Origin of the sequence: Calothrix anomala FACHB-343 (genome assembly GCF_014696435.1) — a bacterium.
Classification (GTDB): Bacteria; Cyanobacteriota; Cyanobacteriia; order Cyanobacteriales; family Nostocaceae; genus Aulosira; species Aulosira anomala_A.
Genome location: NZ_JACJQG010000034.1, coordinates 30,804 through 45,582, shown reverse-complemented (window position 1 = coordinate 45,582; position 14,779 = coordinate 30,804). Strand labels below are relative to the sequence as shown.

15 protein-coding genes are annotated in these 14,779 nt (G+C 39.4%); 13 read left to right on the top strand and 2 right to left on the bottom strand.

The window, feature by feature from the left end:
• The first annotated feature begins 107 nt into the window (after positions 1-107).
• The 11 genes from H6G08_RS19580 to H6G08_RS19530 all read left to right on the top strand — a co-directional run bounded on the left by H6G08_RS19580 (position 108) and on the right by H6G08_RS19530 (position 8,581).
• Positions 108-1,013 (top strand): hypothetical protein, encoded by a 906-nt coding sequence (locus H6G08_RS19580; protein ID WP_190545919.1) that lies wholly within the window; start codon positions 108-110, stop codon positions 1,011-1,013.
• 219 nt (positions 1,014-1,232) lie between these two features.
• Positions 1,233-2,366: a hypothetical protein gene (locus tag H6G08_RS19575; RefSeq protein WP_190545917.1), complete on the top strand. Its 1,134-nt coding sequence runs from the start codon at positions 1,233-1,235 to the stop codon at positions 2,364-2,366.
• 371 nt (positions 2,367-2,737) lie between these two features.
• Positions 2,738-3,244 (top strand): hypothetical protein, encoded by a 507-nt coding sequence (locus H6G08_RS19570; RefSeq protein WP_190545915.1) that lies wholly within the window; start codon positions 2,738-2,740, stop codon positions 3,242-3,244.
• A gap of 12 nt (positions 3,245-3,256) precedes the next feature.
• Positions 3,257-3,454 carry a hypothetical protein gene (locus tag H6G08_RS19565; protein ID WP_096648845.1) on the top strand — a complete coding sequence of 66 codons (198 nt, stop codon included), beginning with the start codon at positions 3,257-3,259 and terminating at the stop codon, positions 3,452-3,454.
• 76 nt (positions 3,455-3,530) lie between these two features.
• On the top strand, positions 3,531-5,210 hold the full coding sequence (locus H6G08_RS19560) for an AAA family ATPase (RefSeq protein WP_190545912.1): 1,680 nt from the start codon (positions 3,531-3,533) through the stop codon (positions 5,208-5,210).
• A 67-nt stretch (positions 5,211-5,277) separates the two neighbouring features.
• Entirely contained in the window at positions 5,278-6,075 is a 798-nt protein-coding gene (locus H6G08_RS19555) for a WGR domain-containing protein (RefSeq protein WP_190545911.1), read from the top strand.
• 356 nt (positions 6,076-6,431) lie between these two features.
• Positions 6,432-6,749 carry a hypothetical protein gene (locus H6G08_RS19550; protein ID WP_190545908.1) on the top strand — a complete coding sequence of 106 codons (318 nt, stop codon included), beginning with the start codon at positions 6,432-6,434 and terminating at the stop codon, positions 6,747-6,749.
• A complete protein-coding gene (locus H6G08_RS19545; protein WP_190545907.1) occupies positions 6,746-7,114 on the top strand; it encodes an aspartyl protease in 369 nt (122 codons plus the stop codon). Before H6G08_RS19550 ends, H6G08_RS19545 begins: the two co-directional genes overlap by 4 nt.
• A 141-nt stretch (positions 7,115-7,255) precedes the next feature.
• Positions 7,256-7,534, top strand: a complete 279-nt coding sequence (locus H6G08_RS19540; RefSeq protein ID WP_190545905.1) for a hypothetical protein — start codon at positions 7,256-7,258, stop codon at positions 7,532-7,534.
• 210 nt (positions 7,535-7,744) lie between these two features.
• Positions 7,745-7,966 (top strand): hypothetical protein, encoded by a 222-nt coding sequence (locus tag H6G08_RS19535; protein ID WP_190545902.1) that lies wholly within the window; start codon positions 7,745-7,747, stop codon positions 7,964-7,966.
• Positions 7,967-8,083: 117 nt separating this feature from the next.
• On the top strand, positions 8,084-8,581 hold the full coding sequence (locus H6G08_RS19530) for a hypothetical protein (protein ID WP_190545900.1): 498 nt from the start codon (positions 8,084-8,086) through the stop codon (positions 8,579-8,581).
• On the opposite strand, the gene H6G08_RS19525 is transcribed toward H6G08_RS19530, so the two are convergent.
• A complete protein-coding gene (locus H6G08_RS19525) occupies positions 8,578-9,519 on the bottom strand; it encodes a hypothetical protein (RefSeq protein WP_242046211.1) in 942 nt (313 codons plus the stop codon). The genes H6G08_RS19530 and H6G08_RS19525 overlap by 4 nt on opposite strands.
• A gap of 142 nt (positions 9,520-9,661) precedes the next feature.
• Between H6G08_RS19525 and H6G08_RS19520 the strand changes: the two genes are divergently transcribed.
• On the top strand, positions 9,662-9,892 hold the full coding sequence (locus H6G08_RS19520) for a helix-turn-helix domain-containing protein (protein ID WP_045873569.1): 231 nt from the start codon (positions 9,662-9,664) through the stop codon (positions 9,890-9,892).
• Between the two features lie 89 nt (positions 9,893-9,981).
• Positions 9,982-10,509: a DUF6155 family protein gene (locus H6G08_RS19515; RefSeq protein ID WP_190545897.1), complete on the top strand. Its 528-nt coding sequence runs from the start codon at positions 9,982-9,984 to the stop codon at positions 10,507-10,509.
• 243 nt (positions 10,510-10,752) lie between these two features.
• Here H6G08_RS19515 and H6G08_RS19510 read toward each other — a convergent pair whose 3' ends face one another.
• On the bottom strand, positions 10,753-14,589 hold the full coding sequence (locus H6G08_RS19510; RefSeq protein ID WP_190545895.1) for a hypothetical protein: 3,837 nt from the start codon (positions 14,587-14,589) through the stop codon (positions 10,753-10,755).
• Positions 14,590-14,779 lie beyond the last annotated feature (190 nt).

Here is a 14,779-nt window from a genome sequence, read left to right as displayed (position 1 = left end):
ATTTGCAAAATGGCGCTCAAGTAATTTGGTGTTCAAAAAAAAGAAAATCCGTACTTTATCGCTAACGCGATTAAAGGAATTGATATTGATGATTTGGAGCAAAAAATATGGCAAAAACAATTGAATTTAGTGCGGCTTCGTTTCCTTCCATCGTGCTGCGAGAAGACTTGGCTCATACCTGGAACGATATTGGTATTTCTCAACTTTCAGATGCTGAACAAGGTGCTTTGTTGAATTTACTCGAACACTTTGGAACAGAGTTATTACGGGATTTCGATGTTGAGCGAGTGCTGTTGGTAAAAGCAGCTAATGGTGTCCCTCAAGGTGTGTATGGCCCCGCTATCTTTCGGGATGATGATTCTATAGTCCTGAAGCTGGGAGCTAATCTCTTTCGGGTTCAACAGATGAGCGATCGCCTGATACTCGGAAACTTGAGAGGCAAAGTCACGGTGACAGAGGAGAAAGATGCTGCCGGAGTAACCTATCCTAAAGCTTTCTGTTCTTTTGTTGCTCCCTCTAGAGATGTCTTTAAAATTAGCATTTCACTAGCGACAAAGGAATTAAACCTCACATCGGCAGACCTGAATGCAACCTTAATTAACGAAGAATCCCTAGTCCCTTTCTTACGGCAAGTTCCCTGTGGCTCTTGCATGAAAATGCATGAATTGGGCTTGGGCGAATTTCAGGTTCAAGGTATCACGGAAACCGAGGGAGAGTACGGCACAAGTTACAAACTTCACCTTGCTGATGGTCAGTCTGTCTGGGCTAGGGGTAACGTTGCGTTGCTTCTAGATTCTGGATGGCGACCTACTCCTGGTGAAGCTTTGTGTCTGGTGATTTCTCATATTGAGCAAACAGGAGATAAGTACAGTGTAGATTGCGCTTTGAGATTGCGGCTTCCCAGCTTGCCTAATCAAAGTAGCAGCAATCATCACTATCACAATACAGCGATCGCTGTAGAAGCTTCACCTGTCATAGATGACGAAGACATCGAAGACGATATAGGTTTCTAGCTGGTTTATCTCTGTTCTTGTTCAGGTTTCGTTTCACAACTTGCTAAGAAAAAATCACTCCGTTATTGCCCTTAACGGAGTGATTTAGTTTGGCGGTGCTTACGCACCAAAGATTTTGAAAATTCTCCTTTTAGCTTAAAAAGTGAGCAATGAACTAACAACATATATGCGCTCACTTTTTGGAGAAATTTTGCTGACTAATTTACAAAAATAAGAACGATGACACAAGTAATAACCTCTCCCACAATACCCGAAACTTCATCGAGTCTACTAAATGTTGCTACCGTCAGAAAGCATGACCTGAGAACCTTAAATAAAACCAAGGTGCGATTCAAAATTAGCTTGAAAAATGCCACAAAGAAAAAAGCACCGTCCTGGCATCAGGTACTTTCCGGTAAAAGTTCTTTCCAAGCAGATTCTACTGTTACTACAGACCAAAATACACAAGACCTGGAATCAGACCTGGAAAAAGTTACACGCAGTGAAGTAGGTTTGCGTGGTATTCCAGTATTCAGAGCTTTAGAAGATGCTGCTGCGGTTTTGCGAACAGAAATTGAATCTGTCAAAGAATGGACTACCCCAGATGGCTCTGTCATGGTTTGTGCTATTGAATTGGCGCAAATTGTGTGGACTCAACTACTGCATATTCGTGACGAACTAGCTCCAGCACTTCGCACTGAATTACATACAAAATACGAGCAAGGATTGGCAGAATATACTGGACGACTTGATAAGTTCCTTCAGTTACAAGCATGGAATTTAAATGCTGAAGATTATGAATTAGCCCGCAACGAAATGCTGTCAGCTTATCCATCCAGAGAAGAAATTGATGATTATCTTCAAGTTACCATTGCTAGACCAGAAATAGTTAAACCACTAGCAACACAACTATCAGAAGAACAGGCTCGTATTTTAGGAGAAATTACTCGTTATATCGAGCAGTATGACCAAAATCTGGAAAGAAGTTTAGCAACAGCAGCAATCTCATCTGGAGAGAAACTTGCAGGAGAACTTATTGAGGCATTAGCAGCATGGGAACCAGGAAAGAAACCAGTACGGTTTCGCAAGTTCATTGAAAAACAACTTAAGAAGGCACGAGTATTACTGCTCAATGCTGATAACAGTGCTGTGCCTTCATTAACTGTCTTAATGAACAACATTGAACAGATAGTTGAGGACACGAAAATATCATCAAAAGAGCAATTATCAAGACGGTCAGAACTGGAAAATAAAATTGCTGAAATTTCGGCTTCGATGCTGCTAGAACAACAAAAACTGAGAGAAATTGCAATTACTGAAAGTTCCTTGGATGACCGTTCTGATTGGGTAGTGTTCGCCACTTCTGAAGATTAGAGATTGGGTACTGGGAATTGAGATTTCGCCAGTCCACTAGTACAACACGGCGTAAATAGCGCAAAGTTGAGCCAGTGTGTTGGACGGGTTAAGAGGCTTAAAGCAACTGGCGTTGGCGGTGTCGGTTTCCGTCCCGCCAAACTTTGTAAGAGAAACCACCCATTCCAAATCAACGAAACGCTTACGCTGTATTGATTTTGAATTTTGAATTCACGGCGGTACTAGTCCCATAGCTCTGGGGAATGGGGCATGGGAAAGAACATACCAATGCCCAATGCCCCATACGACGGGGCGCACACTCTACGCACCCACGGTCATTGAGTTTCCCGCCGCTTTCAATAAATCACCAAATGTAAGGATGTTCATAATTTATGAGCCATTTTTCGAGCATAAAAACAACATTAATAGACAAGCAAGCTCTTGTCGAAGGACTAAAGTCACTACTGGCATCTCATCAGATAGATATTCCGGTTGAAATCTATGAATCTCCAATGCAACTATTCAATGATTACGACAGGCGAAATACAGATGAGGGAGAAATCATCATCCGTCGCACTTACTTAAAGACTCGCAATCGTGATGCTTTAGTTGATGTCGGATTTGCCAATAACCCAACTATAAATGCCTACGAAATTAAAGTAGATGCTTGGGATTTCAATCAAAATTTATTGGGTAGCGTCTTTGGCAATGTGCGAAATTTCCAAGAATCAGTGCAACTTGCTCATAACCAAGCTTACATCAATATCCACTATCCTCCAGAAATTTGGGATTATCAACAATCTACTCTCGATGATGGCAGCTTACAAACAACTCTTACTAAGAAAGTAAGTTTAACTGTCTCAAATTCAAATGGTAACGATTGGAATAATTGGCAGTAATAGGAGTGAAAAATGTCACAAACTCAAATTATTATCAAACAGAAAAAGGGGCAACCTTTACAGGTAGAAGTGGTAGGTGTACCTGACTCTAGTTGTCGAAACCTCACGCAACCTTTAGAAGCACTCGGACAGGTTGAGGTAACACCAAAACCACAGATGTACGTTGAACCTACGATTACCACATTCTCAACCGTTGAAATTGACGGGTAAGTAGAAGCTAAGAGGAAGCGACTACCTAAGAACGCTTCCTCTTAGCTCAATGATGTTTTGAAACCAAACCAAATATATGACATTTAACACACAAGAAGTTATCACTTCGTTTCACGCTGGTTGTGCCACAGTAGCAATCAATTCTCCGACAGCTAGCGAAATCAACATCACTAATCAGCTAATTGTTGATATTGCTCTACGGCTTGGTATGGAAAGTTACATTTGGGATATAGCTAAGTCTTTGCAGAAAGTAGAACCAAAAATGCGTTCTGGCAAAGTTACGGGACTTCCTAAAACACCTGCTCCTAATTTTGATACCAAAGGACATCCCATAGAAGCACTCCTGAAACACATTGAGGCTGAGTGTGCTAACAACACAAGTGTCCGAAAACTTTTCATCCTCAAAGATATTTACCCCTTTATTACTGGAATCAACCCCAATCCAGTATTTGTGCGTCTGGCGATCGATACTTTTAATGCAGCCAAGCGTAGCTCCCATCGGCTGGTTATCCTGCATGACAATTTGAGGACACCCAAAGTCTTCCAAGACTTGATTGCAGATATGCACAATCCTAATCCCACACAACAGGAAACGGAACACATATTTGACACACGAGTAGAAGCATTGAGAAAAAGTGCGATCGCTCAAGGTGCAGAACTGCCCATACACATTAGCCCATCAGATAAGAAACGCCTCATCCGCGCTTTGCAGGGGATGTCTTATGAAGCAATAGAAGATGCCGTTTCTCTATGTGCCACATCCTTAAGAAAGGTTGATGTTGGGGCAATTGAATTTCTGTCCAAACACAAGCAAAAGAAATTCGCCGCCAAGGGTATTCGGTATGCAGAATCTCCTGATGTGGCTGTACAAGGATTGCCAGCAGTTACAGAATGGGCAGAAACGATGGCTGCACTGCTAGAACCGGAAGCTCAAGAGAAATATAACATCCCCTTTCCTTCTGGGGCGTTATGGGTTGGTGTGGGAGGTACTGGTAAGACTTTGTGCGTCAAAACCATCTCACAACTGTGGGGTCTGCCTAGTTTAATTATGGACACTGGCAGTTTGATGAGTCGAGAACTAGGTGCAAGTGAGGAACGATTACGGGAATACATTCAAGCCGCAGAAGACCTTGCACCTAGCATCCTGTTCATTGATGAGTTTGACAAGCTCATGCCGGGCGGGAACGCCGTAGAATCTGACAGTGGTACAAGTGCGAGAATGTTTGGCTATTTCCTCACATGGTTTGAGGAAAAGAAAAGCAGTGTATTTGTAGCAGCAACCTGTAACCGACCTTGGGGAATTAAAGATGAAACTCTCAGGCGATTCACGAAAATATTCTATGTGGATTTGCCGAATTTAGCAGCCAGAAAAGATATCTGGAATGTACAGCTAAATCACTGCAAAGTTGCAATTAAGAAACCTGAAATCGAGAGATTAGCTGCTGTGAGCGCGGATTATACAGGTGCAGAAATTAGGAAGATAGTTCAACAATGCGCTAGTTACTCCTATGCCAAAACCCGAAAAGTCAATGTGTCTGTTGAAGACCTGTTAGCAGAAATTCATAGGACTCCAGCACAATTTAAAGCTAACACCAGAGAACTAGAAGAACTGCGAAAATGGGCGCGTTCTGGGGGCGCAACATGGGCTGCACCTGAAACTGAGGCTGGCGATAGAAATCGCGATCGCTCTGTCACTTTTCATTCAACCAGTGAAAATTCGCACAGCGACATCATTGATTTTTCAGATTTCAACTAAGTGATTCTACCCCGCTCAATATCTGACGAAATGATTGAGCGGGTAACAACTTTATTGGTGTTTAATTATGGCAGATAAAACTCAAGCTCTCAAAGTCCAAAAACTTATTTGTGTCCGCCCTGGAACAAACAATAACAAATATTGGTGCGGTTATGTAATGCCCAATGGGGAATTACTAGTAGAGTACGGACGGGTAGGAAATACACCCCGTACTCATGTTTATGCTTGCGGTTCTAGCAATGCAGCTAATCACAAACTAGCCACTTTAGTTTGGGAAAAAACTACTCAAAAAGGCTACACTTTTGCAACAGTAGATACTGACACGAATCCTCAGCTTGATTGGAGTCAATTTCCAGTTGATGCAGTAAATCAACTCCAAGAAAAATTATCTCAAATTCAAGCTATAGGAGATAAAATTTCCAGAGATACGCTGATTAAATTTGACTCACTTCACGGCTTGTTTATCACTGATTTAGGAGCTATAAATAAATCCACAATCAATAGAGCTACTCAGGCATTAAACGCAGTTGAAAGAAGCTATAACCAGGATAATAATAGCTTTAATGATGCTGTAGGTGATTATCTGCGTTGTATCCCGTTACCAGTTGGCAGAAAACTAGATGCTAGAGCAATACTGGGAACAAGACAATTGATTACTCAGCAGCGACAAATTCTGTCTTTACTACAAAATGGATTAGAAGCAATAGAGAGTTTACGCCAGGAAATGCTCTCTATACAAACACAGTCTTCATCAGATTTATTAAATGACCGTTCTTGGTGGGTAAGGTGGGGAATTGACTCAGTAAGTCCATCATTATCCACCGACAACTTAGACAATCGTTCCTACTACGTCCAATTTAATTAACTAAAGAAAGGGAGAAGTTAGTCGATTTCGTCGCTAACCGACAAAATAGCGATCGCTGTTTGGGAATAATTAGAAATGGCGATCGCTTTAGTAATGACACAAACTAATAAGGTGGCGATAAACTTTGATACTATTCACCACCTTATTAGTTTGAGGATTGATGATATACTTACAGTTAGCATCATCACTAATATCCACCAATATAGAGTCCCCCTCATTAATCCCTGTTTTTTGAGAATAAGTAACACCATATTTTTTATAAGTTTAAAAACTTGTGATTGCCGAGCGTTCGCTCTAAAATCATTCAGATATTTTATAATAAAATCAGGAAAATAAATTTTTATGAGGTCAAAAATATGACACACTCTTCACCAGAAAGAATTGTCAGACGTGGGAGAGTATTTCCGGAAATTCAATGGACAGAAGCACAAAAAGCTGAAGAAAAAGCCAGAAGACAGGCATTTTATGAGCGTTGTTGGGTGATTTTTGAGCGTTTAAAACCAGAAATACTAGATAAATACTATGGTTGGTATATTGCCATTGAACCTGATAGTGGTGATTATTTTATTGATCGGGATCAAGAGGTAGCAAGTAAAATGGCCAGAGAAAAATATCCTAATATGATTCATCATATTTTTGGCATTAATGAAACCGGAGTTAGTGGCAGAATATGATTGAGGGGAGATTTGGAGATAAAGGTCAAGTTTACTTTGAAATTGATTTAATTGGAGGGGATGACTTCAGTTTTCCTGTAGAAACAATGTTAGATACAGGATTTACTGAATTTTTAGCTATGAACAAACAAGATGTACAAAGTCTTGATTGGGATTTTTTGCGTCAAAATAAATTAAGAACTGCTCAAGGAGAAACTGAATTTGATGTTTATATTGGTAGGGTAATAATAGATAATCAAGAGTGGGAAATTCCTGTATTTGCTGGAGATGAAATCCAGGAAATTTTACTAGGTTCTCGATGGCTAAAATTATTTATATTAGTCGCTAATTATAGTCAGAATATAGTAAGTTTAGAGTTAATTTAATCAAGAGTTTCTACATAGATACTTGCTATTACTCCTGATTCCTTGAGATATAAGTTTACTTCTTGAGAGAATCGCTCTCACTTGCAGCCTGCCACAAGCCTTACGGCTAAAAAAATTAAAACGATTCAAGTGAGCGTTTATATGGCAGAAGTGTTAGTGTCACCACAATTTCAGGTAGTCACTCATATACAAACTGGGGCAAAAACAGGCAGGATTTACTTTCCGGCATTATTCCTAGCTGAATTTTACAGTAGTGTTATCAAATGGCTGCAACGGCAAGAAATCCACTTTAGCGAACAAGACCTCAAAAAATATGGAGATGGTTCTTTTCGCCTCTATTTTAGAACAGCAAAATCTCCAGAAATAGAATATTTCGAGCTAATAGCAATACTGAAAAATCTACACAATAGCTATTCCTAAGAGTCTCGTTATTCTTCCTAAAATACACAGCATGGAGAAGAGTAGAGAATTTTGTTGAAATAATTTCTCCGGAGTGTGATGAGGAAATTTATTGTTAGTAGATGTAGCTTTTAGTCTGTGTGCAAGCTATTGGTGAAATACCAGTGGCTTGCTTTTTTAACGCTTACGCGCTGCTGAGGAATGAAATTTAAATAGCCATTGATCGATAAAATGTGCAATATCACCACAGACATCGACCGTGAAATTGACTTTTTGATGCAGGAGCGCGATAGGTTAACACTATATTGGTTTGAGTTAGGCGAGGCTGACCGTACCTGTAATTTACCACCATCGTATTCAGAAAATTACTGGTATCTGCTTGGCTGGCATGACAGAGATTACCAGATAGAAATCGCGTTTCAACCAGAATCCTCAACTTTTGAGCATTTCTAGAATCAGTAACACCTCTAGCTTGTAGCTGGGGGTGTTGAAAGATGTGCAACCCCTGACGGGAAAAGAACTACAAAAAGTCAGCACACACTTCACGCAATTTTATTGGAGACACAGAAAATGCAAAATACTCAAGACTTTTTGACAAATGCGATTTTGGCGATCGCCACCTTATATGCAATCTTGATGATACTTGATTTCTTTGCAGGTTTAGTAAAGCTATGGAATGCTTGCACTCAGCAACAAAATAATACGGCATACCAGGTAAACCACAAGCAAGTGATAGATAAAACTACAACACCCGCTTCTAATAAACCTGTAAATAATCCAGAATCCCTATCAATTCCAGTAGCCGACAGCACCGCGCCAAGTATAACAGATAATATTGACACTGAATCCCTAACGCTTTTAATAGAAAAGCTGCCCCAGCCTCGCATTCGTACCGCAGCGCGACGTTTAGGGATTGCAGACAAGGTGAATGGTCATTACCAGCGATTGGCGATTCTGCGGACACAGCTCAAAGCCAAGTTAACATCCCAGCCAAAGGAAGTAGCACGGGTACTAAGTGAAATGACACTACAAACTTCTACTAGCAGGGCAAAAGTTATTGCTGGCTAATGGAGTCCGTACTCTTGTTCCACATCAGCCAGCAATTTTTCTTGTAACGGCGAAAGGTACGGCTTGGGTTGTTTCCCTAACCCTAAGCAAAGCCAATCTACTGCAATATCTCGGTTTTCAATTTCGTGCAGCCGCCGCAGTCGCGCACACAGTTGTTGCATAAATTGGCAGTCATTGTCTAACAGTTCTAAGGACTTGAGATGTTCTATTTTCACGGTATACTCAGCATCCCAAGTCTCCAGAGTGCAACTATAGTCCCCAACATGAGTGATGACACCCCAACAACCACTCTTGCCTTTAAGTTCTGGGTTGTCTTTGGGCAGTAGAGTACATACTTCCCCAAGGCGGTAAGGATTAGGCAATTTGGTTCTTTCTCGAATTTTGTCCACAATATCCTGAACAATACGACCAGAGGGAATTTTACCACCAGCAAGTTCTACTGCCTGTTGCCAAGCTTGACGTTGTTGTTCTGGTTTCAAGGGAACCAAAGGTCTAACTTGGCGTTCGCTCGTTGGTAAGATTTGGGAACCATTGGTTCCCGTTTCATCTGAGTTCCCAATTTGGGAACCATTGGTTCCCATTTCATTTGAGTTTTTAATTTGGGAACCATTGGTTCCCATGAGATTGTCAACCACAAAAGAACCAGCTATCAAGTAGTTCACATGGCGGTGAGTGAAGCCAAACCGGGAACGACAGTAATCTTCAAATGTTGAGTGAGTCGAACGGTACAAACGTCTATCTCGTAGTGCTTTCAATGCTTTAGCAGCTATGTAAAATGCTCGTTCAACTTGCCTTTCTAAAAATATGCGATCGCTCCACTCTTCTGTGGTAAGTTCGGAGCTACTAATTACTTCAACTGGTGTAGTCTGGTTGGCTTCTAAGTCACTATTGGGGGGTAGCAGGTTCCTCTCACTGGAGATGTTGGACATCTCGCTCATACTTCTACCCCCCCTAGCTTCAAAAAAAAGTCACTATCATTTGATATCTTTGATACCTTACCATAAACTATAAACTTATGGTTTACGATTTCGGACAAACTGACAATTTATAGTTGAGGAGAGTTGAAGGGCTGAGGAATTGATGAAAGTTAGAAGAACGATAGATGTAGAAATCCCCAGTCTGGGAAAGAGAATTAGACAAGCAAGAGAAGCCGATAAGCGCTCTTTAGCTGAAATATGCCGTCAAATTCCCATGACAACTATGAATTGGTACAAAATAGAAGCTGAAGAAACAAAAGCTTTGCCAATCGAAACTTTACGGCGCATAGAAGAGGTATTAGGAGTTAATTTTAGTATCAACTTTGATGAATAACCCAGAATTAATTTTTTCAAATTCACGCTTATGAGTGAGTTAATTATTTTAGGATCTGTCAATTCTCATGTACCTGACTGATGCATAAAATGACACAGCAAAAAATAAATCTCACCCATCTCAAACAATATCTCAAAAGTTGTTCTCAAGAAGAATTGATTTCAGACATTGCCGAACTCTTTAAAAAGTTCCCATCAGTGAAAGATTATTACCAAATTAAGCTCTATCCCCAAGAAGATAAAGAAATTGCTACCAAGTACAAAAAAATTATTGAATCGGAGTTTTTTCCCACTCGTGGATTGGGTAAAGCTAGACTGTCTGTGGCTAAAAAAGCTATTTCTGACTACAAAAAAATCTGTAAAACCGATGCTGCTCTGATTGATGTCATGCTTTTTTATGTAGAGCAAGGAGTCAAATTTACCAAGGCTTATGGGGATATTGATGAGCCTTTCTATCTCAGTATGGAAGGGGTATATGAGCAGGCTGTAGGAATTATTATCAAATCCAATTTAAAAGATATCTTTCAACAGCGTTGTCGAAAGATTATGGAAAATACATCAGGAATGGGATGGGGATTTCATGATACTTTGACTGAAGTATATCAAGAAGCTTTTTGAAACTTTATTACTAATTATTTTTATAAAAATTATTCTTTGTGAGTCTAGTTGCAATTAATGCTGTCTCAGAATGATTTCCCTTGCGGAGCGTTTCTTATTGCAGGCTCCTCAATTATGGGGCTAAATAAAAACTGATACCGTTTCACTTTAAGAGTGATACAAATAGCAGCAAGGGGGTAGGGAGCAGGGGAAAATAATTAAAGACTAATAATTTGTATCAAGTATTTCGTAAAATTGTATGACCTAGCGTTCGTATTCTAAATCTTTTGTTTTTACTGTAACGGCCTTCTGAGTTGCAGTCGCTCTCTGGGGTAAATTACGCCTATCAAACTCTCCATTTTCTGGAATGTATGCTGCCACAGGTATTCCTTGATGATCTGCATAGTTAATAATTCCAGATGTTTCTATGCTGCTGACACCAATAACGATATCATCCGGTTGTTTTAAAAGCTGCATAGCAATTTTTACATTGGCTGCGGTAGATAAGTCGATTTTAATATCTTCTCGCGCAAGCGCCAGTTGTTGAATTGTCAGCAAAACTGATGAGGAGTTTTCTGACTTGTATGGTGAAGCATTCACAAAGTGAACTGTATTACAACCTCGCTCAATTGCTCGGTCAACAGCACGCTTTACCATATTACACATAACCATATTGGTTTTAGCTTGATGTGCTTGGTCAACCGGGGCTTCAAAAAATACGACAGTGGCAATTTTATGCTCAATCTCTTCTTGCTTTTTAGGAGATGCGACAGCTACTTTGTCTTTACGCGAATTTTGACTAACTTGTTCTTCTATTTGAATTTCTGGATACTTAACAGTCGCGGGATCAATGACGATATCTACATAACTAGCAGGGGCATGACTAACAGTACCAACAATCGTAAAACCATGAATTTCTCTACCAACCCTCGCTAATCTTTCTTGCAAAAAACTTACTGATTGTTTGTTTAAACTTCCTAATATTTGATTTCCAATCTTAGCAAAAACTATTGGTGCTTGGTGAGGGTCTTTTCGCTGCACTTCCAGAGTTATATTAGCTTGCTCTCCTTGCCATTGATGAGCAGCTAAAGCATATTTATTAATATTATCAATCTGTAACTTATGATGGGAATTTTTTAAACTTGTGACAATAACACTAGTACTAGGAGAGGAAGTAATAGCAGCGATCGCTTCACATCCAGGAAGCAGATGAGGAGAACGAGCATCAATAGTACCAAGTTTTCTACCTTCGACTATTATCCAACGAGCAGTCAGGCATGGGTCGCGGGGGTGAGCAGCATTCTCAAGTTTAATGGCAACCTTTTCACCTCTAAAATTTCTGTTAGCACATTCATTAAACTGAGTTCCAATTACTCTCATATTAGTAAATTGTAACTGCTTCAGTTGAGCTAATACCTCATCGTTGAACAGAGAAAACGCTACACTAGCTCGACGTAAACCAGAATATTTTTTACTTTCTTCTGTATGACTTACATCGTGAATAACTGCTGCTAACTGTAACTTTTCTACTGCCGGAAGATTATTTTTGATAGATTCTATATATTCTTGATTTTGCTGTTTTAAGGCATCTATCATACCCTCACTAATGCCAAAATTAAATTTTATACTACCTTGATTAATTATCATTCCTGGCTGTGGATTATGCTCTTGAACTGATTTAAGACTAATTGTGCCAATTGGTACAACTGTCTCTGCTCCATCAGAGGTATTGTATTTAATACAAGCCAACAAATGATGTGGCATTTTAAGAGTCGGTTTCCTCGATTTTATCTGAATATTTATTTCTGTAGTTTTCCAAAACTCTGGGTTTTTAGCAGGTTCATAGGTAATTAAATTAGTAATTTCTAATGTTCTCCCGCTAGTTGGAGAAGTAATTACCATATATGGGCCTATTTCTAGCTTTCTCTGCTCTTCTAATTCAATTTCTTGTTTAACTAATAAGTTATAATTATTTTTTATCTCTTGAGCATACTCTTTCTGAACAGGGGTATATTCAACTCCTGGATACAAGTTTCTAAAAGTTTCAATGGGTTGAGATACAAGTTGATTTGGTTCAAAAATTTGATTTGTCTGCTTAATCATTAAATCAATCGGACTATAGCCATTAGTCTTCATACTTCTATTCGTAAAAGCCTCTGGATTTTTTTTATCAGCCAACCACTCGATTTCTTTGTAAGCCGTTATAGTCTGACAGTATTGAATAATAGAATCTTCAGGTCGTAAAGCACTTTTTGGCCCATCAGCCGCTACTTGTAGCTCATTACCTAGTTCAGCTAGGCAATCTTTCAATAATTTTTGGATTAACTGCAATTGATTTTCGACTTGATTATTATCTATAGGCGCACTTTGTAGTTGAGTAACTTGACTTATCTGCTGAAGTATTTTATCTGGAATTTGTAATTTACCTGCTTGGTGTTTAGCCAGTACCTTTCCTAAATGCGCCGATACTTGACTCAGATATTTATTTTTTTCTGGGTGGGGTAGTGCATCAATTTCACATTGCAGTGCTACATTTTTTTGAATTTCATTAGCAATAATCCCAATTTTATTCTCCATTGCTGATACAGCAATTTCCTCAAACGTACCTTGATAAGGAACTTTAGCTTTCTTGACGATATCGGGATAACGATTTTCTGGCAAGTTTTTTTCTTTCACTTCTGCTGCTAGCTGAGGAAAGTCTTTAGCTTGAGCAAAAGCCAGTAAATCACCATCAAAATCACACTGCATATTTTCCATTGCAGTTTTAGGATGTATGTAGACACAACCATCTAGCATTTCTGGCAGATGCTTGTTTTTTAAAGTAATGACACCATTCGAGTTAATCAATGGCGAACGAGTAACTATAATTTCTTCTCCATCTTGAATATAAGGTATACAGATTTCATCACTCTGTAAATCTAAACTTGGTTGAGCCAGACCAGATGTAAATTTGATAGAGCGTCCAGTGGCAATTTCAACCCATTGTTTACGCACAAAATTTTGAAGTTCAGCGATGATTTTGGGATGTTCAATAATCTGGCAATAATTCTCTAAGTCAGTTTTTAATAACGAATACATTAATAAATCTTTTGGTTCTTGCTCTAAAGATTCACTTTCTTGGATGTCTCCGCTTTCACTACCCGAGCTTAAAGTATCGAATATGGCAAATTTGTCTTCTATATCTGCTTCAATACTTATGATTTTAGATAATAAAGCTTTGCGGCGTTCGTAAGTTTCAACATATCGCAGTGCCAATCGCCTGGGGTCTTTTTGGTCTTGAGCTAGTTTTTCTGCTTGCTGCTTGATAATGGGCAATATTTCTTGCTTCACTGCTTGAGGATAATTGACTAAAATCTGAGTTCCTAAACTGTGTTCCCGATATTGAGCCACTGCTTTGACACCCAAACCAATGGTAAGCATATATTCTCCTGGCTTAATGGCATCTTCTCCTTTTCTACCTTTAAAGGAAGAGGTTGCCAGTACCATGTCGTAGCCTGTTTTAGTACGCAAATTACTTGTTTTTAGACTGCCGCCCATTCTAAAAAAAGACTCTCCAAATTTATCTAACCTTGCAGGTGCAAGCGTGCCTTTAGCAATTCGCATCTCTGGACTTTCTTGTTGGGGTTTGATACCAAGTCTGAACTGAAAAGCACGCAGTTCTATATTATGGGCTTGAGCAAAATCTTTATCTATTAAACCTTTACAATCACCGACCAACATTTTGGCATCGTTGTTGGCTATGACACCGCCATTTTCTCCGGTCGTATCATCAATTACCAGAATTCTCACGTTTCGTAATTCTTGAAAAGTTCGGCAGGGTGTGAAAGGTAAAGGGTAAGCCGCTCCATCTGAAGGGTTGGGGTAAAGTTGTTGGCGGACAGTAGGGTTGTTGGCAAAAAACATCCTCTTACCTGCCGAAAATTGTAGAGTCATGCCGTTATGCTCTCCTAAATCTTCCGGTACTGTAGCTTCGGGATAAGCTGTACCAATGCTAAACTGCACACCTGGAAATAAATATTCAGCAAGTGTGTTCTCAAGTTTTTCTTTTACCCCTGTATCTTGCTTAGTTTTTGTATCAAAATGATTTAGCGTTAGAGTCATATAAGCATATTAGGCACTATTAAAAACTTTTGTGAAGAACTCAGTTCCGCAGAATAAGTGAAATAATTTTTGATTTTTTCCACGTAGCTTGCTTCTCGCGGAGCGAGTATAAATTCACTTGCTCTGGAATATATTTAAATTTTGAATTTTCAATGCAAAATCTAAAATTCGGTGAATACAAATTAGAATA

Coding starts and splice junctions, on each gene's coding strand:
- H6G08_RS19565 (WP_096648845.1), top strand. CDS start 3,257: ATGTCACAAACTCAAATTATTATCAAACAGAAAAAGGGGCAACCTTTA.
- H6G08_RS19560 (WP_190545912.1), top strand. CDS start 3,531: ATGACATTTAACACACAAGAAGTTATCACTTCGTTTCACGCTGGTTGT.
- H6G08_RS19555 (WP_190545911.1), top strand. CDS start 5,278: ATGGCAGATAAAACTCAAGCTCTCAAAGTCCAAAAACTTATTTGTGTC.
- H6G08_RS19530 (WP_190545900.1), top strand. CDS start 8,084: ATGCAAAATACTCAAGACTTTTTGACAAATGCGATTTTGGCGATCGCC.
- H6G08_RS19510 (WP_190545895.1), bottom strand. CDS start 14,589: ATGACTCTAACGCTAAATCATTTTGATACAAAAACTAAGCAAGATACA.
- H6G08_RS19545 (WP_190545907.1), top strand. CDS start 6,746: ATGATTGAGGGGAGATTTGGAGATAAAGGTCAAGTTTACTTTGAAATT.
- H6G08_RS19540 (WP_190545905.1), top strand. CDS start 7,256: ATGGCAGAAGTGTTAGTGTCACCACAATTTCAGGTAGTCACTCATATA.
- H6G08_RS19575 (WP_190545917.1), top strand. CDS start 1,233: ATGACACAAGTAATAACCTCTCCCACAATACCCGAAACTTCATCGAGT.
- H6G08_RS19515 (WP_190545897.1), top strand. CDS start 9,982: ATGACACAGCAAAAAATAAATCTCACCCATCTCAAACAATATCTCAAA.
- H6G08_RS19535 (WP_190545902.1), top strand. CDS start 7,745: ATGTGCAATATCACCACAGACATCGACCGTGAAATTGACTTTTTGATG.
- H6G08_RS19550 (WP_190545908.1), top strand. CDS start 6,432: ATGACACACTCTTCACCAGAAAGAATTGTCAGACGTGGGAGAGTATTT.
- H6G08_RS19525 (WP_242046211.1), bottom strand. CDS start 9,519: ATGAGCGAGATGTCCAACATCTCCAGTGAGAGGAACCTGCTACCCCCC.
- H6G08_RS19570 (WP_190545915.1), top strand. CDS start 2,738: ATGAGCCATTTTTCGAGCATAAAAACAACATTAATAGACAAGCAAGCT.
- H6G08_RS19580 (WP_190545919.1), top strand. CDS start 108: ATGGCAAAAACAATTGAATTTAGTGCGGCTTCGTTTCCTTCCATCGTG.
- H6G08_RS19520 (WP_045873569.1), top strand. CDS start 9,662: ATGAAAGTTAGAAGAACGATAGATGTAGAAATCCCCAGTCTGGGAAAG.